Raw genomic sequence first — 20,305 nt, forward strand, 5'->3', positions numbered from 1 at the left:
ATGTACAGGAAATGTGAAACCTTGACCGGACTGAGTATGTTTTTTACATAAAACCACAGCGTAAACTTAAATTTTGATGCGCTTATGACTTAGGCTTCCGTTATTTGTTATCCAAGCAACAAGACTATCATGACATTTGATTTTACAAACAAAAGGGTTTTAATCACGGGCGGATCGCGCGGTATAGGGCGGGCTTGCGCGCAGTTATTCGCAGCTGCGGGTGCACAGGTTGCTATAACCTACTTAAGCAATCAGCAGGCCGCCGAAGAAACAATTGCCTTGCTGCCGGGAACCGGGCACAGTGCATGGCAATTGGCAATACAGGATGCCAGCGCGGTTGAAACCTTTATGAAGGCTTTTATAGCAAAGCATAACGGGATTGATGTATTGGTGAACAATGCGGGTGTATTCCTGGAACACAAGATTATGGATGCTGATTATACTCACTGGCTGGCTATGTGGAAACAAACCATTGATGTTAACCTGATGGGTGTTGCCAACCTGTGTTACTTTGCAGGCCGGCAGATGGCGGAGCAGGGCGGCGGTAAAATAGTGAACATTTCATCCCGTGGGGCATTCCGCGGTGAGCCTGATTGCCCTGCTTATGGTGCAAGTAAGGCAGGGCTGAACTCCCTGAGCCAATCATTGGCTATTGCATTGGCGCCAAAGGGTGTAAGCATACATGTTATAGCGCCAGGGTTTACAGAAACAGATATGACTGCCGACATTTTGAACAGTCCGGCCGGGCAGGCAATAAAAAACCAAAGCCCTTTTGGCCGCGTGGCAAATACCCAAGAGGTGGCCAAGTTGGTAGCAATTTACGCATCACCGGAAATGGAATTTAGCAGTGGCGGTATAATTGACATTAACGGCGCATCGTACCTGCGCAGTTAAAAAAATAACCCCGGCCTGTTTTGCAGACCGGGGTTGAATGTTATTTAGAATAGCTGGTTATATTGCCGTATCCCTGCGTAAAAAACCGAGTACTAATGCTATTATAGCAATAACCAACAGGATGTGGATTAAACCACCTACAGAGTAAACAAACGCGCCGATTGCCCAGCCTATGATCAGGATAACGGCAATGATATACAGTAATGAATTCATGATAGATTTTTTTAATTGTTTATAAAAATTGTTTTTCAAATGATGTATTAAATCATTTACAATTTAAATACCAACTCTGTTTTCTACCTTAAATCGCCGGGAATAACGCTTTCATTGCCTGTTTGCTGTACTTAAAACAAGGTAAATAGGTTATTATTCTATACAACTTATCGATCTGCATATGAATAAACGACATTTTTAAGTTTATAAATTTATCTTGTAATTTATAAACTATCTTTTTTTGATAATCCAGAAGGGTTATTTGTTATTTAACTCCAGTTTCGCAAAGAAATCATTAAACATCAGGTTAATATCCAATCGGGTGTATACCCGGATGTTGCGGCCGCCGGCATTATAGTCGTAGCCACCCTGCGCATTTATCTTCGGGCAATTTTTAAGTACATATTCGCTGCTTGACGGATCGGCCTCAAACGATGATTGCAGGGCTGTGAGTAATACCAGGGGGCTATCTCCTAAAACATACGTTTCGCCAATATTCAGATGCCATTGCTGAATGCGCGCCATCAGGGCTTCGATTACATTACCCAGATATTTACCGGCCTCGCCCTGGGGCTTAATTTTGAGTTGCAGCTGCGAATACGGCAGCAAAGCCTGGCGGTATGCATTGCGCGGCACCTGCCACAACTTCAATTGCGAATGGTTAAAAACCGCGCGGGCTGCAGCAATATCAATATTTAAATTGTATTCGGGGTTAGAGTAGCCTGGCGGGGGCAAAGCCAGGTCGGCATATTCGGGACCGCCTATCCATATCAGGGTAAGCTTGCCGGCAATAGCTGGGTTGGTTAAAACCGCAGATGCAATTTCGGTAAGCCCGGCACCACAGACTACATATAGTGGCAATTGCGTATCGGTCCGCAAGGCCTCTTTAATAATCATATCAACTGCAGCACTTTTAACCGGGGTGGTATCGTTTAGCATCCCGGTGTTTGAGCCGGCTACTACAGGCACCCGCCCGTTCATTTTCAGGATAACTAACAGTTCTGCCGCTTTTTTTGCGGCATTGTCTGCCTGGGTTTTTGAAGGATCAAAACCATCGCCCACCTTAAGATGCGAGCCTATGATTCCCCTAACATCTACCGATTGCGATAACATCAAATGCGTAAGGGCAAATAAGCCGTCCGGGTCGCCGCTAAAATCGTTATCAATGATAATCCGCATCCGCGGCGAAACCGGCTTATTGCCGGCTGTTGATTGAGCAAGAGCAAAACCTAAGGTTATAAAGACAAGCACCGTGCAGACAAGGATAATACGTTTGATCATGATTTTTAGGGTTGTTAATTGGTAACGGCAATATAATGCTTTTACCTTTCAAATAACCGGGCCTGAAATCATTTAGCACAGCCTATTCATCATCGGCGGTTTCGTTATCTGTTAAGATGCCAAGCTTTTCCATTTTTGCCTTGCAAAGCTGGCGTATGGCCACCTGGATACCGAATTGATCGGTCAGGTCATTTTTGATGATGGCTTCCATATACATATCGGCCGAGTCGATATTATCAATCGCAGTAAAATAGCGGCACATACAGGCATAGTAATTTGCAGCTTCGGTAAGGTTAAATACCTTACGGTCGGGATAAACATATCCCAGGTCTGGCTGTCCGTTAAACACAGCAAGTACGCCTTCCGGCTCTTCGGTATCAATAAGCATATTGGCATAGCTCACTTTGGCGGGCAAATAATCGGGAAACGCAATGTACATCACTTCGGCTATCCTATAGCTCTCATCATGCTGCCTGTCGGCTTGGAGCGCCGAATGCCATAGCATATACCATGGTGCCGAACCGGTATATTTAGCAATGGCTTTTCGTACGCCCGTTATTACCAGGTCATATTCATGGTCAACCGATGCCAGGTTTAGCAGGCGGAAATATTCGTTTTCTTCTGCCGCACTATCAAATTTCATATAGGCTGTTTCTTTGGTATCGTTGCTCAGGCGATATTTTAAGCCAATAAAAGGTTGTTTAAGCGCTTCCCTGGCACCGTCTGTTCGCAAAACTTCGTCATATACCGCGCTTATTTTTTCATAACCATCCAGCAACAGTTCATTTATGCCAGCCTGTATTTCGTCAAAATCGTCGTCATCATCATCTTCTTCTTCATCGTCATCATCCCAATCCTCGTCGTCAAAATCGTCCCAGTCATCGCCATCGCCCAAAAATGTATAGTTGCCGTAGCCCGCGGTGCGGTTAAGTGTATTGATGATGGTTTGAATCTTGTGGTCGGAGTCATTAGGGCCGGGCACAAAACAGGGCATGCCATCCACGCCAAACTTTATTTCTATCAGTTCAATATCCTCGCTGTCCTCTTCTAAAATATACTGAGCAATTTCAAAGTCCTTATGCGGTTTAAAACCATAGTCTTCGGCATAGGCAACGGCGCCATAAATAATATTGTGCGCTAAAACATAGTCGCACGCTATTATCCCATAGGCCAACTTGTCTTTCCACTCGTCATATTTTTCCGGGCTCAGGTTAAACTCATATAATGCATCCTTAGGGCCAAGGCAATACATATCAACCAAAAATAGTCCGATGGTTAAATTGCCGTTTTTGTGCTTCCTGGCAACAAGGATATTGGCTATCCCTGCGGTTTCCCAATCTTCGTTTATAATGCATTCGGCAATGGGTAACAGGCGCGCCTGTGTTTTTATATATTTTTCCGCACTTAGCTGAACCGGCTTTAATGGTACTACTTTCCCTTTTTTATTTTTCGACATATGGCGTGGTAAATGTATGCTGGAACAAAATTAAACTTTACCTGGGTTTTAATCAATCCAGTAAGTATTTACCAGCAACAATGTCAATGATGTATGACGGCGAAAATTCCGTACAAATACGATATGTTTGGACGCCAAATCACGTAAAATCCACTATCATAATTAACCCAGCCCGGCCTACCTTGCACTATAATTAAACACCCCGTATGTCTGTAGCGCAATTAAAAAAACTGGATACTAATGTAGCCGCCGTGGCCACTATCGATGGCAGATCACTTAAGTTGTTTTTCAAATATTTTAAAGAGCTGGTGAACGGCCTGGAAATAAGCAATCACCGCGAAGATATTATCAACCTGATCCCCAACATCCGGAGCGTTGCCGCTACTTCGCCGTTTGTGAATAAGGCGCAGCAGTGGCCCAGGGGATACCAGGGCGATTTTGAGACTATCGGCCATCTAATATCCGGCGAAAACAAAGCTGTTCCCGGCACTACCGGACACCTGCTGGAAGATTTCTTTTTAACATCCGATATCTGCAAACAGCATATTCAAAAGGTGCAATACCAATCGGCACTGATAAAAAAAGTTGTAACCGGCAATCCGTTGGCAAGTATTATGTCGATAGGTTGCGGCACATCTGAAGATATCCGCTTAAACATCGACCTGATAAAGGGTACACAAATTGATATTACTATTGTTGATGCGGATAGGGATGCGTTGGCCTGTTCGATGCAAAACCTCGAAGCCATTAAGTATAATGTGAGTGCCGTTCATGGCAACATTTATAAAATTGCCCGCACGCTTAACCAACAATATGACCTGATTATTATTGGTGGTGTATTTGATTACTTAAGTGATAAGGCAATAACCAGGGTTTTATCTGCCTTAAAACAAAACCTGGCTGCGGGCGGGAAGATATTTTTCACCAACATTAAGCACCATAATCCCTACCGCATTTACATGGAATACCTATCAGACTGGATCCTGATTGAACGCACAGAACAGGATATTTACCGCCTGCTGGCAGATAGCGGCCTGGAAAACTATGCAGTGAAATTGCAGGTTGATGAAACCGGGCTGACTTATTTAGTTGAGGTTACCAACAAGGCTTTTTAATGCAGCCCCATCAATTGTCGTTTTTTTATATTTATCCCGATAAATCAATACTAAATAACCAACTATGTCATTCCAGGGATATTTAAAAACCATCAAAACCAAAACAGGCAAAGGCCCGGCAGACTTCAGGGCGATAGCTGAAGAAAAGGGTTTTACACAAGACGGCGAATTGAAAGCAAAAGCAGGCGACATTGTGATCTGGCTTAAAACCGACTTTGACCTTGGCCACGGCCATGCCATGGCTATTTATGCTTTGCTAAAAGGTATTAAAAACGAGGATAGCGAATAGCAAACAAAAAAGGAACTATTATCCATAGCTCCTTTTCTTTGCAATCTGGCTTTTAGATTTCCGCCTTAAGCCTTCTGCTTAATTACATTTTTTGCTTCATATCAAAATGCTCGACGGTTTTAACGCCCGTTGGCCATTCGTTAAAAGCAGAATATAGCACATATTTATTATCCTTATCAATGCCGGGAATGGTTTTGTCTATCACTTTCCTGATCACTTCATTCTCTTTTTTGATAGCTGTAGTGTCGCTTAGCTTAATATTGGTTAGGTAATATATCATCGGGAATGTGCCTTCCTTATCTTCCTGGGTAAAAATGCGTATAATTTCAAGGTGGGTTGGCGCGCCTTTAATGGGCAACGGAACCCGATACTTCGCAGATACCTGGTTTAAAACGTTGCTGTAAAACTCACCGGCTTCGGCTTCACTATCATATTTCCAGAGGCTGCTTGGTCTTGAACAATTGATAGCCGAAGCGCCGTCATTCAGGGCGTTAACCAGGAAGCCTTTTGTGTAAGCAGCCTTAGCATCTGCTAAAAGCGCTGTCATACTTTTCCCGTTTTTGGCATAGGCGTTGGTTTCCAGCTGGCTAAGTTTCCAGCCATAATCGTATTTGCAATAAAGTGCGGTTATCATATACTGGTTGGCAATGTGTTTGGGCACAAAAAAGGCAATGTACATCTCTTTAACACCGCCGGGGCAGTAAACGGTGTATTTGCCACCAGTTAAGGCCGGTTTAATGGTATCGCCATGAATGTAGCGATTAACCACGTAGTACTCGTCAAGTAACTTGTAATCATCTTCCTTAAAACGATTACTTACCAGTTCAACAACTCTTTTCCTGTTGGTAACAGCTATAAAATCCTGCGACATAATGTATTCCAGCTGGGGTTCGTCATTGGTTTTCAGCGCGGCAAACAGTTTGTCGTTTAAATCATGAAAGCGGCTTTGATCGCCTGAACTTATTTTTTCGTTTTTATAAATGCCCGGACCACTGGGGCCGCCGCAGCTTTGCAATACGGCTATGAAAAGTAAAAAGACGGATATCTTCGTAAGATGTTTAATAATATTCATTTTAATTGTAAAAGGTTCCTGTCACGATAATACTGAAATTTTAGTTATTGGCCAATAATTTACTGTAGCATTTTCGTTATCGCAACCGTAATAAGCTTAATAAACCTGAGTATCAATGAAAAAAATATTACTGGCAGGCGCCATCGCTTTGTTTTTATTCGCCTGTAAAAAAGATAATAACACCGGCATTAACCTTAACGGGAGCTGGGAATACCGGGGGACAACCTGTTATTGCCCGCCACCAACCGACAGCAGCGCCTATAAGCCGGGCAATGGCACCGTTTACAACTTTTCGGCCACTAATTACAAATACTATCTTAAACACGTTTTGAAAAAAAGCGGCACTTATAAGCTGTTTAAAGAAAACGTAAACGGCGCCGAGCGTAACCGCATCATTTTTGATAATGATTACAACAGCGAGGCAAAATATATAGGCCTTACCGGGAACAAGTTTAGCCTGGGTGGTGCTATAGGCAGTGCGGCCGATGCGCCGGTAGACTACTATGAAAAGGAATAAATGCCGCTTGCCGGGCCTTTTACAGGTATATGGTGCCTTCCATGACAATAACTGACGAGCCGCTTACCCAAATGCCGTTTTCTTCAACTTTGATATGGATTGACGATGGGTGCTTAACGGCTGTGCCCTGCAATATTCGATAATCCTGCCCTTGCTTAATATGTCCCAGCTTTTCCAGGTAACCGGCCAGTGGGCCCGCAGCCGTACCTGTTGCAGGGTCCTCATCAATCCCTATGCCGGGATTAAAAAAACGTGTTTCGGCAACATAACCGGCATCCTGGCCATTTGTGGTAAACAGGTAAAAGCCCTCAAATTGGTATTTTGCAGAGAGTTGTTTCAAAAGTGCCTTATCGGGCACCGCACGTTGCAATGTGTCCAAATCTTTTACAGGCACCATCAGGTGGGCAACTTCTGTTTCAACAACGGTGACTTTCCAGTTGTTTAACTCTAAATCTTTTAAATTCAATCCAATAGCCTTTGCAACCAAACCGGCAGGCAATTCTGTTATTATCCCGGCCGGCTGCTGTTTCATGGCCACGTACGGAAGCCCGCCATGTTGGGTAACCTGCAGCGGGATTCTTGTATCCGCGATTATTACAGACGGAGGCCCATCCTGGTGTTTAAAAATGTCCCAACCTTTTATCAAAGCCAGGCACACCGCGCCCAACAGGTTATGGCCGGCGCCTACAACCTCAAATTCTGCCGGGGTAAACGAGCGTACCTTCAGCGCGTTTTCGGTTGTTGAATAATTTACGAATGAAGTTTCGGAGTAGCCAAATTCCCGGGAAATGGCATGATACTGACTCAGCTCAAGTTCATCGTCGGTATAAACTACCGAGAGCTGATTGCCTTTATATTTCTGATCGGTAAATACATCCAGCACGTAATAATTAAGTTTTTTCATTTTTATTTAATTAACATGATGCCAAAAGTAAAGCCTGGTAGTTTATTTTTGTTATGGGTTAACCAAAGGTAACCGGTTACCTTTGGTTAACTATCAATAATTATGGCCACTATCAATATCAACGGGAACATACAGGAAGCAAGCTGCGACCAGGAATTGGCTGCCATTAAAGATAGCCTGGAAATATTGGGTGGGAAATGGAAACTGCGGATTATGCGGCACCTGAATAACCATGTTGCCGAGAAAAATACGTTTAAGAAGCTGCAGCGGGAAATTGAAGGAATTTCTGCCAAGATGCTGTCTAAAGAATTACAGGACCTGGAATTGAACCTGCTTGTTTCCAGAACAGTGATGGATACCAGGCCTGTTACCGTAAATTATTCTATCACCGATTATGGGCTAAGTGTTTTTCCCGTTACAGAAACATTAGTGCAGTGGGGGTTAAACCATAGGCAAAAAATAAAAGCCTGATATTAAAAATAGCGCAGGCGAGATAATTCATCAATACGACAGAACATACCGAATAATACGTAATTATAATTTAACATGCGTATTTTAATAAATAAAGCGCATGAGTTTTCCTGCATGGATTCGAACCACGATCAACTGAACCAAAATCAGTTGTGCTGCCAATTGCACCACAGGAAAATAAACTGAGGCTGGTACAGGATTCGAACCTGCGAACATTCCTTTTGCAGAGGACTCCCTTAAACCACTCGGGCAACCGGCCAAGGCATTATAAAATTATCTTTATCCGCTCATCGCATCGTTTTAGTTTTAACTGCATTTATGTAAACAACTGTTTTATAGTGGAAATAAAAGGACTTGAACCTTTAACCGACACCGTATAAGGGTGCTGCTCTGACCATTGAGCTACATTTCCATAGTAGGGTAACCCGGGCTCGAACCGGGAGCCTCTCCGTTCCAAACGGAGTAATCTGACCATTGATATACTACCCTGTAAAACAAAAAATCCCCTTAGGTTTATCTAAGAGGATTGCGTTAGTTTATATCGTTTTTATGAATACATAGCTATCTCCTCTGATAAATCAGCTGGGGGAATTGACATTGTATACATATTGTATTTTTCATGCTGCAATGATACATAAATATTTTATTAAACAAGAAAATATTAAATTATTTATTTTTAATCAACTCACCATCCCATATTTCGAGCAACTTCTCCCTTGCCTTTATGCTTTCTGCCTTAAAGGCAGCGGTCGCTAATATATACACTAATAACGCCCCTAAAAACAGACTGAAGTCGACCGGTTTGAGATTACTGTCGATGCTATCGTAAATTACACTTATTAATCCTGCAATACCGAACCCGATTGCAATCAACGTTGCAAATACCTCGACTGCGGTATACATTCTCATTGTCAAATTTATGCTGCATCCCTTTGAATTTGCTTGTATCACCCCTTTTATTTGAGGCAGAAATGAATTACGGTAAGTTATATCGGGCGAGATTTGGAACACGCCATTTGCAATGTAGCCTTTAAAATATGGTATTGGTGAAAACAAGCCCTTACCCGGTGATAAAATTTCTTCTAATTTCAGTTGCGCATCTTCATATGATAGGGCGCTGGTAATATAACAGTTTTCGTAGGGAAAGAAGTTCATAAATGCTTGGTAAGGTTACGTATAGTTACCACTCCTTCTAATCTTTTTCAAAAAAAATAAAAATAATTTTTACTGCGCAAATAGGCTGCGCAGCACCTCCTAACCTTTGTATCATCAAAACAAATAAAAGGAGGTAACAATGAAATTTAACCTGTTAAGCAAAGTAAAAAATCAGTTCACTAATCACGAGGGTGCAAAAGCGTTTGCACTATCGCCAGAGATGGAACTGTATACCCTGGTAGTAACCTGGAGCCTGAGCGATTCCTTTTACGAAAAAAACGATGACCGTATGGAGCGCCTGCGCAATATTATATATAAGTGCAAGCCCGTATTTGTGGGCAGGCTGGCAGTATATGCCCGTACCAAAATGTACATGCGTTCGGTGCCATTAGTTTTGGCTACTGAATTGGCTAAGCTGCACTCGGGCGACGATTTGGTTGCCCGGGTTACAGCCGGGGTTGTTAACCGCGCCGACGAAATAACCGAATTGCTGGCCTGCTACGAAATGCTAAACCAGCGCACAGGCCCCAAAAAACTGAACCGCTTATCAAAGCAAATGCAAAAAGGCCTGCGGGCCGCATTTAATAACTTTGACGAGTACCAGTTTGCCAAGTACAACCGCGATACCGCTATAAAAATGCGCGATGCTTTGTTCCTGGTACATCCAAAAGCAAAGGATGATGCACAGCAACTGGTGTTTAACAAAATAGTAAGCGGCACGTTGCAAACCCCATACACCTGGGAAACCGAACTATCGGCATTAGGGCAGCTTAATTACGATAGCCAGGAGGCCAAAGCGATGGCTTTTCGCAACAAATGGGAGGAGTTGATAGATAGCGGCAAGTTGGGTTATATGGCACTATTGCGTAATCTGCGAAACATACAGGAAGCCGGTGTAAGTTATGCCCATATCCAAAAGGTATGCGCAACACTTGCCGATGCCGATAAAGTGGCAAAGGCAAAGCAGTTTCCGTTCCGTTACCTGGCTGCATACCGCGAACTGTTAAGTGCCGGAAGCGTAACCCCTGTACAAGGCTTAGGTCAAAAGCTTAAAGCGCTGTTAACAGGCAACAAAGGCTATACCGGCGAGTTACTGGATGCGTTGGAAAAAGCAGTACAGGCAAGCGCGGTAAACATCAAAGGCTTCGATCACGATACCAGGGTATTGCTGGCCTGTGATGTATCCGGCTCGATGCAAACAGCGGTATCGGCAAAATCAAAAATTTTGCTATACGATGTTGGCCTGATGTTGGCCATGTTGCTGCAATCGCGCTGTAAAAATGTAGAAGTGGGTATGTTTGGCGATACATGGAAAACCATTACGGTACCACGCCACAACATATTGAACAATGTGCAGGAATTTTACAAACGCGAAGGCGAGGTTGGTTATTCAACCAACGGTTACCTGGTAATCAAAGACCTGCTTGACCGTAACGTGCAAATGGATAAGGTAATGTTATTTACCGACTGCCAGCTATATAACAGCATACCAGCAAGCGGCGATTATATCCACGCATTGTGGTTGCGTTATAAAACAACAGTTGCGCCGAAGGCAAAACTGTACCTGTTTGATTTAAAAGGCTACAGCAAGGTACCATTGCAGGTAATGCAAAACGATGTTTACCTGGTAGCCGGCTGGAGCGATAAAGTGTTTGAAGTACTGGAAGCCCTTGAAAAAGGGAATTCAGCTTTAAGCGAAATCAATAAGGTGGAAATCTGAGCCCCCTAACCCCCTAAAGGGGGAATTAAGAAAACTTCCGGCTCCCCCTTAGGGGGCTGGGGGGGCTTAAGAATGCCGTAGATCAGGATTACTTCGCCAATAAGGGGAGGGCATTGTGGCGCAAGCTGTGATGAGGGTTCGAGTCCCTAACGCGAGTCCCCGTTTCCTGGTCGTTTGTTGCTTCTTATGTTATTAAAAATAAAAAGAAGGTGTCGTAAACGAGTGTTACTTCGATTGATAACCCCCGGGTCGCCGGTTCAAGTCCGGCCTGTAGCTTAGGCTGCAGTAGCTCAGATGATAGAGCAGGGGCACCGCAAGGTGCAAGTCACTTGTTGTCAGTTACCCTTCTTGATATTATGCGCGGTCTGAAGGCCATTTTTTTAATGAATACCCAACCCTTTTTGAGGCTGGGAAACTAATAAAGGTGTCGTAAATAAGTAATACTTCGATTTGGGACGTCAGGGTCGCGGGTTCAAGTCCAGCCTGCGGATAACCGCAGTAGCTCAGTTTGGTTAGAGCATGACGCAGAAATACTTATTGCCTGTTGCCCTTTGTTAGTATCCCGGCCATCAGGGGTGGTTTAATAAAAATGTAAATAGCAATAACCGGTGGTTAAGGTGTCGTTAAACAAGTGTTACTTCGATCTCCAAAATCCCAGGTCGCCGGTTCGAGCCCGGCCTTTAACGTCAGCCTTCAAAAGCTCGCTATTGTAGCTCAGTGGTAGAGCAGGCACGTCGCTTGTTGCCAGTTGCCCTTGCCATTGGTTGTTGCTCTTCTTTATAGTTTTTTTGATTTCGCCATGCCGATCTGCCTGGGCTGCAAATCAAGTTGTTACTAACGGACTTTGGGCTAAAGCCCTTAACTTCCAATTTATGCTTATCCGCCCCTTAAAAGGGACGGCAATGAATTAAAACATTCATTGCCGTTGGCTTCAGCCAACGGACAAAGATCCAACAGAAATAGGGCTTTAGCCCAATTGGGGGATATAAATCGGCAACCTTCAGCCATATTCATTTAGCGACAACTTGATTTACGCCAGCTTGTTGCTTTGCAAGGTTTATGTTGATATATTTAACATACCAAACCAGCAAGCCATGCCCAAAGAAGAAGTAACCGATTTACTCAGGTTCCTGTACGAGTTTTCGCCCGGGGTGCGTGAAAAAGCAATCTGGCTGCGCGAATTTGTGTGGGATTTATACCCCCAGGCTAATGAACTTATTTATGACAACTACAATGCGTTGGCCTTCGGCTGGTCGCCCACAGAAAAGTTGGGCCAAACTTTTTGCTCGGTAGCTGCCTATCGCAGTGGCAATCAAAACGTACATTTTGGATTTTATTGGGGATCAGAAATTGCCGACCCACAAAACCTTTTGTTGGGTAACGGCAGTCAATACCGATACGTGCTTGTAAACAAGCTTGATGATTTCCCCAAAGATTACATAACCGCTTTAATTGAGCAGGCCTGGGAAAATTCATTGGCCAAAGTCAAGAATCCTAAGGATATTGTTCATGGCAAAACCATCACCAAAATGATATCGCCAAAAAAACGAGAAGCAAAGGCAAAAAAATAACGCCTGCCCGGCCAGTATACTTTAATTTCTCAATTATCCTTCAGCTTTATGCTTTTAGCTCCTTTTATTAGCCATTCCCAACCCGATCTTTCTCGTCGCCCGCGCTACCGTCCGACCGGCTGGCCACTTTGTATGATTTGCCAAAGCGATAGGTAAACGCCAGTGTAAATACACGGGTATCTCGTGTCAATTTAAAATACTCGGTAGCATTGGGGAATTGCGTAAGCCCTTCCATGGCGTTGGTGTAAAAAATATCGCGCGCGCTGAATTTTAGAGTAGCTCGTTTTTTTAGTATTGGCCTTGATATACCTAAAGATAGCTGCCCTGTTGGGTACAATTGCTCCTGTATATCGTTACGGGCCCTGGTGGTGTAAAAACCGGATAGCTCGGCAGTGTAAATTTTAGCAATAGTGAACTGGTTGTTGGTGTTTATGTTCAACTGATCTGCCTGGCTGGTATAGGTATTCCCATTAAAGCCTTTCAGTTGCTTATGGTTATATAATGCCTGAAAGGTAAGGCTCCACCAGTTAACCGGCGATACCGATAGTGTTGATGACAGGCCATAATTATGCGTGCTGCCTACGTTCCCCTGCGAATACAACAGGATTCCCTTGGCGGCATCGTTTAAAAACAGCTGAGAAAAGTAATTTTTTATATTGCTGTATAGCAGTGTAGTGGTAAGGAGGTTTTTGTACTGGTGGCTTAGCTCGAAATTCCAGCTGTATTGGGGCAGCAAATAGGGGTTGCCAGTTTGGTAGGTGTATTTATTGATGATAAAGTAAAAAGGGTTCAGGTTTTGAAAAATAGGGCGGTCGATGCGGCGGCCAGCGGTTAATGTAAAACTATGTGAGGAATCGGCCTGGTAGCTGATAAAGCCACTTGGGAAAAAGCCGCCATAATTTCTTTTAAAAGCTGAATCCTGCTGCAGGATATTGCCCAATTGGTGGGCTTTATAGCTGGTGTACTCGTACCGCAAGCCGGCCTGGGCGGTTACTTTAGCATACTTTTTCTCAAAAGTGCCATACACCGCGTTAATGTTTTCCTTATATAAAAACTGGTTGCTTTTACTGTAGTCTTCGGACCATAGCCCATTATTCAGGTTTTCATATAAAGCGGCGTTATCGGTGCTGCTGTAAGATGATTTATAGCCCGATTGAAACGTGCCATACTGTTCTGTTTTAATGCTGTAATCAACCTTGCCGGATAAGATACTGATGGATGTGGGGATGTTACTCCTGGACAGTTCCTGGTAGCCGCCCGGTGCAAGCAACGAGTTGTTAAAATTTTGTTCGCTTTGGATATTGTAATGCAGGTAATCAACATCGGCCCCAAGCGTTTGCGACGGGGAGATTGTGTGCCTTATGTTTAAGTTGACCGAGCCGTTTTTAAACCGGTTTTTGTTGTGGTTGGTGGTTGATATGGCCGAGTCAACCATATCGCTGGTATTTAACCAGGTTGCTACTGCGCGGTTGTTGCCGTTGCGGTTAACCAGCGTGCCGCCTAATACTACGCCAATGGTAGTTTTGTCGGTAACGGAATAATCTAACCCGGTTTTGATGGTGTTGTTGAACGATGTGCCCGAAAAATAGGAAGGCTGATCGAGCTTGGCTGTTATGTTGTTGCCGGCATCATAATACTTTCTTAGGGCATATATATTGGTGAGGTATTGCACCAGGTTCATGCTATAATTAAAAAAAGTATTGATTTTGCCGGTACGGAAATTAAGTACCAGGCTATTATTGTTTTTAGGATAAACACCCTGCCCAACCGACGATGTAAACGTGCCGTTAAATCCCTTTTGCCTATTCTTTTTGGTTTTAATATTGATGATGCCGGCATTGCCGCTGGCATCGTATTTAGCGGTTGGGTTGGTAATCAACTCTATCTGCGAAACCTGGCTCGAGCTCATGCTGCTCAATAAATTATTTAAATCGGCACCTGATAAATAGGTTTGTTTGTCGTCTATCATCACCATAACGCCGGCCTTGCCCTGAAGGGAAATGCCGCCATTCCTGTCAACACTAACGCCCGGCGATTTCTCCAACACTTCTAACACGGTAGAGCCCGTATTGGTGACCGAGGCATCAACATTTAATATGGTTTTACCATCTTTTTGCTGTACCAGTGGAGCGTGGGCCACAATATTCACCTCCTTGAGCGCCGTGTTTAAGGGCTGCAGCTTAATGGTGTCTGCATAATTATGCCCCGGAAATTTATAGGTGCGACTAAATTGCGGTTTGTAGCCTGTATAAGTTGCCGAAAATAGGTAGGAACCTGCTGGTATAACATCAAAGCGGGCTGCTCCGCGGGCATCTGCAATAGCCGATTTTACTGGCTTATCGTCTTTTATCAGTTTTACTGTAGCACCTTCTGCAGCCTGCCCGGTTTCGGTTAGTATAACAAGGGTGAAATCAGGTTTCGCGGCTCCGGAAGATTGTGCAAAGGCGATTGATGATAAAAAAAGCAAGACAAGCAGGCACCGGGTTTTAAGGGTCATATCAGCTAATGTAATCAGAATTCAGCAGTAAGACGCCTGTCAATGCAAAGTGTTACACCTGGTTACGATGCGCGCGGCAATTGTATCATTTTGCGGTATTCTTTAGGGCTGTTGCCTTTTTGCTTCCTGAAAAACTTGTTAAAGTGGCTTTCATCGGTAAAGCCAAACTCATTGGCAATTTCATTCAGGCGCTTATCGCTAAACTGCAGGCGGTGCTCAATTAGTTTTGTTTTGTAATTGATAATGTATTGCTGCAAAGTTTCGCTGGCGTGCTTTTTAAAGTAACGGCCCATATAAGCTTCGGAGATACTAAAGGTATTGCTTATTACATCGGCCTTTAGTTTTTCGGGATAATAGATATTGCTTTGCACGTATTGTAAAATATCCATTGCCTTTTCTTCGGTGCCCATGTTTAACTGCTCTGGCAGGTAGCGGGCAATGTTCCGGGCTACCACGATGATCAGCGTATTTACCAGTTGCTGAATAAGCTCTTTATTGTAAATGTCCTTATTCTCATATTCACGGATAATGGCTTCTACCATTGGCCCTACCAAGCGTTTATCGGGCAGGTTTTTAAGAATGCAGCCTGGCTGGTGATTGGCGTTGTGCAATATGTACTCCAACCGCTGGATATTTTCGTGCAGGAGGCTGCCATTTTTGAGATAGATATCGTTAAAACGCAAAAAGAAAAATTCGGTAGTAGTTTCAATATGCAGCGAATGGCAGTCTTCGGGGGTGATTAAAAACATATGCCCGGCCCGGTAATCAAAGTGATTTTTGTTGATGCATTGCCTGCCGGTGCCGGATATCACATAAATTAATTCAAAAAAGCTATGCTGATGTTCAAACTTTGGGCATTTATCTAATGTTAGATAAGCAATTGAAAATGGTTCGTACAGATTTTCCTTTACCATAAAGCAAAAATACCAAATTATAGTAAACATCTACCAATTTAATTATTTTTATTGGTAGATATTTGCCTTGTCAAAAAAAAGAAAAAATGAAAGCAATAATTTTAAAAGCATTTGGCGGTATAGAAAATTTTGAAGCCGTTAACATACCGGTACCAGCCATCAAGGCCGATGAAGTATTAATAAAGTTAAAATCCATCAGCTTAAATCCGGTTGATGCGAAAACCCGGCAGGGAAAGGGCGCAGCAGGTCGCACCAAAATGGAGTTGCCTATAATTTTAGGCTGGGATATCTCGGGCGTAATAACCGAAGCAGGCAGCGAGGTTACCGGTTTTAAATCCGGCGACGAAGTGTTTTCGATGATTAATTTTCCGGTTTTAGGTAAAACCTATACCGAATATGTTGTTGCCAAACCATCTGAGCTGGCGATAAAGCCTGCAAACATAACCCATAACGAGGCCGCAGCAGCCACGCTTGCCGCGCTTACAGCATGGCAGGTTTTAACTACCAAAGTAAAAGTTGAAAAAGGCGATAGGGTGTTAGTTCATGCTGCCGCGGGCGGTGTTGGCCACTACGTGGTACAAATGGCCAAGCATTTGGGGGCCTACGTTATTGGTACATCATCGGCAGCCAATAAAGATTTTGTTTTGTCATTAGGTGCAGATGAGCACATAGATTATAAAACACAAAAAATTGAAGAAGCAGTAAGTGATATTGATTTTATTTTCGATCCGATAGGTGGTGCAAATACCGAACAGTCGCTCCATATCGTAAATAAAGGAGGTGCGGTAATCTGTATCTTACATGCTTTCAACGACGAGTTGCTTCAAAAAGCAAAGGAATTAGGCGTACATGGCCACAATGTACTGGTTTACCCAAGCGGCGATGATATGAAAACCATTGCAGGCTTGTTAGAAAAAGGCATCATCAAATCGCATGTATCCAAAGTTTTCCAGCTGGAGCAGGTGGGTGAAGCGCATACCTTGCTGGAGAGTGGAAGGGCTGTGGGGAAAGTTGTGGTGGAGATATAAAATAAAGACACTTTTTTTTAAACTTACGAGGTTTTTCAAACTTCGTAAGTTTTTCTGCGTCATCCATTTATTGCCACTTGCTTTCCCTGTTATGGCTACAAAATATCAAAAATTATATCTTTGATATAAATGCAATACCTTTCCATCGGTCAAAACATCATCCAGGGCATCAAACAAACCAGCTACCTGGAGTGGCTTGGGGCCGCTACTACTATTGCCTGCGTTTACCTGGCGGCGCGGCAAAACATCTGGAACTGGCTAGCCGGCATTATTGCAGTGATAGCCTATATGGTGGTGTTTTTCCAGAGTGGTTTATTTGGCGACGCCTATTTACAAATCTATTTCCTGGGTACGGGCGTTTATGGCTGGTATTTTTGGCTGCGGAAAAAAGAGCGGCAAGAAAAGCCGGTAATTAGCCTTAGCCACAAAGAATATTTACTGGTGCTATTGATCACATTGCTGCTATCGGGACTAATGGGTTTGTATCTTCAGCACTTTACCTCGAGCACGGTGCCCTATATCGATGGCTTTTGCACTTCGGTAAGCTTTATGGCCCAATTGCTGATGACCCGGAAGATTCTGCAAAACTGGGCGCTGTGGGTATTTGTGGATATCTGCTATGTGCCGCTGTACATCTACAAAAACCTATATGTAACTGCTATTTTATACGTTATCCTGCTCGTTTTAGCCACCATAGGTTATATTGACTGGAACAAAGAATATAAAGGTAAGCCTTGAGTCGAAAGGCTTAAGTTATATGTCAGGGAAATGGTATTTACATATAAAACAAGTGGGGATACAAAAAAGGACTTGAGGCTTTCAGCTTAAGACTTTCGGCTTAACTAAAAACCATTTCGCTATCAGCCCAGCCGTCTAACTCCTGCGGGTTGTGGCTTACTATGATGGTGGTTATATTTAGCTCTTTCAACAATTCTTTTAATGCTGCTATCAGTTCCGTTTTCATTTTTGAGTCGAGGGCCGAAAAAGGTTCGTCCATTAAAAGCAACCGTGGTTTGGTAGTCAATGCCCGCAATATAGCCAGGCGTTGCTGCTGGCCGCCCGATAGATAATCGGGTTTATGCGCTTGCAGCGATTCTAATTTGCCCAGTAATAACAGGCGGTTTATCCAGTTTTCGTCAGCGGTTGCATATTCCAGGTGCTGCCGAACGGTCATGTTGGGAAACAGGGCATACTGCTGGAAAACAAACCCGATATTTCTTTTTTGGGTTGATAGGTTGATATTTGTTTCCGCATTAAACCACGTTTCATGATCTGCTTTAATAACCCCTTTGTCGGGATTGATAAGCCCTGCTATTACTTTTAAAAATGTTGTTTTGCCCGAGCCTGATGGCCCGTGTATTTTGGTGATGCTGCCCGTTGCAAATTGTTTATCAATATGCAATACCTGCTGCCCGTGATAGGCCTTTAGCTTCTTTTCAATATTGATACTGATCATCCTAAAGGGCTTTTGGCTTGATATTTATTAAATACAAAAACAGCTATCACCATCACAAACGTTATGGAGAATAAAATGAGCGAGTAGTTATTGGCCGATGCATAATCCATTTTCTCTACCGAATCATAAACCGCGATGGAGGCTACACGGGTAACGCCGGGAATATTGCCGCCAATCATCAGCACAACTCCAAATTCGCCCAGTGTGTGCGCAAAGCTAAGTACAATAGCCGTCAATAGCGATGGTTTGATATTGGGCAATAACACACTCTTAAATGTTTGCCAGCTCGATTTGCCCAAGGTATATGAGGCCTCGGCCAGCGCAGCGGGCAACTGTTGCAATGCCGATTTTACCGGGCCAATCATAAAAGGCATGCTATAAATTACCGATGCCAGCACCAGGCCCGGGAATGAAAATACAAGCTGCACATCAAAGTTATCATGTAACCATTTGCCCAAACCATGTTGCGGGCTAAAAGCCAGCAACAAATAAAACCCCAATACCGATGGTGGCAGTACCAATGGCATGGTGATAATAGCCTCCACAATGATTTTAAAAAACGACCGCCCCCGGGATAGCCACCAGGCAAAAGGCACCCCCACAATAAACAACAGCGCCGTGGTAACGCCTGCCAGCTTTAAAGTGAGCCATATTGGGGATAAATCCATCAACAAAAATAGTGGTTATTGCATACGGTAGCCATAGCTTGCAAAAATACTTTTGGCCGCCGGGCTTAATATATACCAGTAAAACTTTTCGGCATCGGGGTTGCCTGCGCCATGTTTTAACAACACCATGCCCTGTAAAATAGGTTTATAGTATTTAGGGGCAATAATTTTGTAGTACAGCGCCATTTTAGGGTTAGTCTCTTTTATTAATGATTGGGTGGTAAAACCAACATCGGCCACACCGGTAGTAATGTAAGTATTTACCTGCGAGATGCTCTCGCCATAAACGGCTTTAGATTTTACTTCGTCTAAAATACCTTTAAATTTCAAAACCTCTTCGGCAGCTTTACCGTAAGGAGCGATGGCCGGGTTAGCTATAGCTATTTTCTTTACCCTCGCAGTTAATAGCAACCGCTCCCAATTCTCAAATCCAATGTTTTGCGAACTACAGATAATAAGGCTGCCCTTGGCGTACACCACTGGTTGCTTGGTAGCAAAGCCTCCCTTATAAAGTGCTTCGGGGAAGTTCATATCAGCCGACAAGAACACATCAAAGGGCGCTCCGTTGCTAATTTGCGCTACCAATTTACCGGATGAACCTACGATGGGTGAAATGCTGATCCCGGTTTTTTGTTTAAAATCCTTTTGCAACACTTCAATAACCGATTGCAGGTTAGCAGCAGCGGCAACCCTCACATTTTGAGCAAAAGCAGGCAACTGCAACATTGTGCAAATGGCCATCAGAAAAATTTTCATTGGCTTGCTATTGTATTTTTTATGCTTCATGGGTATCTCTTTTATTTGTTTGGTAAAGGCAGCCGAATTAGCTCTTTTTTAGCTTAATGGTGTTGCCAGGCCTCTTAAACACTACAAATATAAGCTTGTTTCGCGGTTAATTGATTGATGCCGGCTGCGTTAAAATTCGTAAATGATATGATTGCCCCGGGTGTGGTTTTTATATATGTTCGGCAAGTTTGTTTACTTTATAAAAAAAAACAAAAAGATAGCTTAAAAAGACATTTAAGCCTAATAAAAATCATATTAAATAACTGTATTATACACCTTTAATAGGATTATAAAAAGA

20 protein-coding genes and 4 tRNA genes are annotated in these 20,305 nt (G+C 43.4%); 9 read left to right on the plus strand and 15 right to left on the minus strand.

The features are described 5' to 3' along the window. Positions 1-129 precede the first annotated feature (129 nt). Positions 130-894 carry an SDR family NAD(P)-dependent oxidoreductase gene (locus ACFGVS_RS19190; protein ID WP_439695192.1) on the plus strand — a complete coding sequence of 255 codons (765 nt, stop codon included), beginning with the start codon at positions 130-132 and terminating at the stop codon, positions 892-894. A 57-nt stretch (positions 895-951) separates the two neighbouring features. Here ACFGVS_RS19190 and ACFGVS_RS19195 read toward each other — a convergent pair whose 3' ends face one another. The 3 genes from ACFGVS_RS19195 to ACFGVS_RS19205 all read right to left on the minus strand — a co-directional run bounded on the left by ACFGVS_RS19195 (position 952) and on the right by ACFGVS_RS19205 (position 3,844). Continuing rightward, entirely contained in the window at positions 952-1,107 is a 156-nt protein-coding gene (locus ACFGVS_RS19195; protein ID WP_439695193.1) for a lmo0937 family membrane protein, read from the minus strand. 258 nt (positions 1,108-1,365) lie between these two features. After that, the gene (locus tag ACFGVS_RS19200) at positions 1,366-2,388 is read right to left on the minus strand and encodes a nucleoside hydrolase (protein ID WP_439695194.1); all 1,023 of its coding nucleotides are present in this window, start codon (positions 2,386-2,388) and stop codon (positions 1,366-1,368) included. A gap of 82 nt (positions 2,389-2,470) precedes the next feature. Beyond that, complete coding sequence (locus ACFGVS_RS19205; RefSeq protein ID WP_274210698.1) at positions 2,471-3,844, minus strand: hypothetical protein; 1,374 nt, start codon at positions 3,842-3,844, stop codon at positions 2,471-2,473. A gap of 206 nt (positions 3,845-4,050) precedes the next feature. Here ACFGVS_RS19205 and ACFGVS_RS19210 point away from each other — a divergent pair, with 206 nt between their 5' ends. Both ACFGVS_RS19210 and ACFGVS_RS19215 read left to right on the plus strand, forming a co-directional pair. Continuing rightward, a complete protein-coding gene (locus tag ACFGVS_RS19210) occupies positions 4,051-4,959 on the plus strand; it encodes a class I SAM-dependent methyltransferase (protein ID WP_274210699.1) in 909 nt (302 codons plus the stop codon). A 64-nt stretch (positions 4,960-5,023) separates the two neighbouring features. Next, complete coding sequence (locus ACFGVS_RS19215; RefSeq protein WP_439695195.1) at positions 5,024-5,248, plus strand: DUF4287 domain-containing protein; 225 nt, start codon at positions 5,024-5,026, stop codon at positions 5,246-5,248. 82 nt (positions 5,249-5,330) lie between these two features. On the opposite strand, the gene ACFGVS_RS19220 is transcribed toward ACFGVS_RS19215, so the two are convergent. Beyond that, entirely contained in the window at positions 5,331-6,320 is a 990-nt protein-coding gene (locus tag ACFGVS_RS19220; RefSeq protein WP_439695196.1) for a hypothetical protein, read from the minus strand. Between the two features lie 115 nt (positions 6,321-6,435). Between ACFGVS_RS19220 and ACFGVS_RS19225 the strand changes: the two genes are divergently transcribed. Then, entirely contained in the window at positions 6,436-6,837 is a 402-nt protein-coding gene (locus ACFGVS_RS19225) for a hypothetical protein (RefSeq protein WP_090651518.1), read from the plus strand. 19 nt (positions 6,838-6,856) lie between these two features. On the opposite strand, the gene ACFGVS_RS19230 is transcribed toward ACFGVS_RS19225, so the two are convergent. Continuing rightward, positions 6,857-7,741: a PhzF family phenazine biosynthesis protein gene (locus tag ACFGVS_RS19230; protein ID WP_439695197.1), complete on the minus strand. Its 885-nt coding sequence runs from the start codon at positions 7,739-7,741 to the stop codon at positions 6,857-6,859. 102 nt (positions 7,742-7,843) lie between these two features. On the opposite strand from ACFGVS_RS19230, the gene ACFGVS_RS19235 reads away from it, so the two are divergent. Then, entirely contained in the window at positions 7,844-8,212 is a 369-nt protein-coding gene (locus tag ACFGVS_RS19235) for a winged helix-turn-helix transcriptional regulator (protein WP_439695198.1), read from the plus strand. Positions 8,213-8,317: 105 nt separating this feature from the next. On the opposite strand, the gene ACFGVS_RS19240 is transcribed toward ACFGVS_RS19235, so the two are convergent. The 5 genes from ACFGVS_RS19240 to ACFGVS_RS19260 all read right to left on the minus strand — a co-directional run bounded on the left by ACFGVS_RS19240 (position 8,318) and on the right by ACFGVS_RS19260 (position 9,367). Further along, positions 8,318-8,389: transfer RNA gene (locus tag ACFGVS_RS19240), tRNA-Gln, on the minus strand. Positions 8,390-8,397: 8 nt separating this feature from the next. After that, a tRNA-Cys gene (locus tag ACFGVS_RS19245) sits at positions 8,398-8,471 on the minus strand. Between the two features lie 80 nt (positions 8,472-8,551). Then, a tRNA-Ile gene (locus ACFGVS_RS19250) sits at positions 8,552-8,624 on the minus strand. A 4-nt stretch (positions 8,625-8,628) separates the two neighbouring features. Then, a tRNA-Pro gene (locus ACFGVS_RS19255) sits at positions 8,629-8,701 on the minus strand. A gap of 177 nt (positions 8,702-8,878) precedes the next feature. Beyond that, positions 8,879-9,367, minus strand: a complete 489-nt coding sequence (locus ACFGVS_RS19260) for a hypothetical protein (RefSeq protein ID WP_439695199.1) — start codon at positions 9,365-9,367, stop codon at positions 8,879-8,881. Between the two features lie 139 nt (positions 9,368-9,506). Here ACFGVS_RS19260 and ACFGVS_RS19265 point away from each other — a divergent pair, with 139 nt between their 5' ends. Beyond that, the gene (locus ACFGVS_RS19265; protein ID WP_439695200.1) at positions 9,507-11,087 is read left to right on the plus strand and encodes a TROVE domain-containing protein; all 1,581 of its coding nucleotides are present in this window, start codon (positions 9,507-9,509) and stop codon (positions 11,085-11,087) included. 1,094 nt (positions 11,088-12,181) lie between these two features. Continuing rightward, on the plus strand, positions 12,182-12,658 hold the full coding sequence (locus ACFGVS_RS19270) for a hypothetical protein (RefSeq protein WP_439695201.1): 477 nt from the start codon (positions 12,182-12,184) through the stop codon (positions 12,656-12,658). Positions 12,659-12,725: 67 nt separating this feature from the next. Here ACFGVS_RS19270 and ACFGVS_RS19275 read toward each other — a convergent pair whose 3' ends face one another. After that, positions 12,726-15,155 carry an outer membrane beta-barrel protein gene (locus ACFGVS_RS19275; RefSeq protein WP_439695202.1) on the minus strand — a complete coding sequence of 810 codons (2,430 nt, stop codon included), beginning with the start codon at positions 15,153-15,155 and terminating at the stop codon, positions 12,726-12,728. Positions 15,156-15,217: 62 nt separating this feature from the next. Beyond that, entirely contained in the window at positions 15,218-16,069 is an 852-nt protein-coding gene (locus tag ACFGVS_RS19280) for a helix-turn-helix domain-containing protein (protein ID WP_439695203.1), read from the minus strand. An 86-nt stretch (positions 16,070-16,155) separates the two neighbouring features. Here ACFGVS_RS19280 and ACFGVS_RS19285 point away from each other — a divergent pair, with 86 nt between their 5' ends. Continuing rightward, positions 16,156-17,097, plus strand: coding sequence for an NADP-dependent oxidoreductase (locus ACFGVS_RS19285; protein WP_439695204.1), 942 nt, complete (start codon positions 16,156-16,158; stop codon positions 17,095-17,097). 129 nt (positions 17,098-17,226) lie between these two features. Then, positions 17,227-17,835 carry a nicotinamide riboside transporter PnuC gene (gene pnuC, locus ACFGVS_RS19290; protein ID WP_439695205.1) on the plus strand — a complete coding sequence of 203 codons (609 nt, stop codon included), beginning with the start codon at positions 17,227-17,229 and terminating at the stop codon, positions 17,833-17,835. A 100-nt stretch (positions 17,836-17,935) separates the two neighbouring features. Here pnuC and ACFGVS_RS19295 read toward each other — a convergent pair whose 3' ends face one another. From ACFGVS_RS19295 to modA, 3 genes are read right to left on the minus strand one after another with little or no spacing between them, the layout of a single operon-like run. Next, positions 17,936-18,553: an ATP-binding cassette domain-containing protein gene (locus tag ACFGVS_RS19295; RefSeq protein WP_439695206.1), complete on the minus strand. Its 618-nt coding sequence runs from the start codon at positions 18,551-18,553 to the stop codon at positions 17,936-17,938. Then, positions 18,550-19,221: a molybdate ABC transporter permease subunit gene (modB, locus tag ACFGVS_RS19300; protein WP_439695207.1), complete on the minus strand. Its 672-nt coding sequence runs from the start codon at positions 19,219-19,221 to the stop codon at positions 18,550-18,552. The genes ACFGVS_RS19295 and modB overlap by 4 nt, the downstream gene beginning before the upstream one ends. 15 nt (positions 19,222-19,236) lie before the next feature. Continuing rightward, entirely contained in the window at positions 19,237-20,007 is a 771-nt protein-coding gene (modA, locus tag ACFGVS_RS19305; protein WP_439695208.1) for a molybdate ABC transporter substrate-binding protein, read from the minus strand. Positions 20,008-20,305 lie beyond the last annotated feature (298 nt).

The organism is Mucilaginibacter sediminis, from assembly GCF_051903035.1.
GTDB lineage: Bacteria > Bacteroidota > Bacteroidia > Sphingobacteriales > Sphingobacteriaceae > Mucilaginibacter.